Here is a 462-nt window from a genome sequence, read left to right as displayed (position 1 = left end):
CAAGATCAAGTTCTTCTTCTGGCAATTTCCGATGTACAAGAGTGAGACCTTCAAGCGCCAGAAAACCTATATGCGGACGGAGCGCTTGCAGTGAGCATCCTCCAGGCGCGCGATCTCGCGATCAGGTTTGGCGGCATCAAGGCGGTCGACGGCATTACGTTCGATGTGGCGCAGGGAGAGATCTTCACGATCATCGGGCCCAACGGCGCCGGCAAGACGACTCTAACGCGTGTCTTGGCCGGTGAAGCCCTTCCCGCAGCAGGATCAGTACGTCGTACCGGCGAACTCGGCTACTTGCCGCAAGATCCCCGCGATCCAGACATGGAAACGATCGCGAGGGCAAGGATTCTGTCAGCGCGCGGCCTCGACCACATGTTGGAGCGGATGCGCACCCTGGAACACCAGATGGCCAACGGTTCTGAGGAGGACCGAGCCGTCGCGATGGACAAATACGCCAAAACC

At 59.1% G+C, this 462-nt stretch carries 1 protein-coding gene; it reads left to right on the top strand.

Features of this window, described 5'->3' with window-relative positions:
• Positions 1–90: 90 nt before the first annotated feature.
• Positions 91–462 (top strand): ATP-binding cassette domain-containing protein (locus tag AACY52_RS30930; RefSeq protein ID WP_339561486.1); only part of this gene is annotated, 372 nt, incomplete at its 3' end.

The organism is Pseudomonas sp. EA_65y_Pfl1_P113, assembly GCF_963970525.1.
In the GTDB taxonomy this organism is placed as follows: domain Bacteria; phylum Pseudomonadota; class Gammaproteobacteria; order Pseudomonadales; family Pseudomonadaceae; genus Aquipseudomonas; species Aquipseudomonas tritici.
Note: the sequence above shows the minus strand (reverse complement) of the source record. Positions and strands in the feature narration are given on the sequence as shown.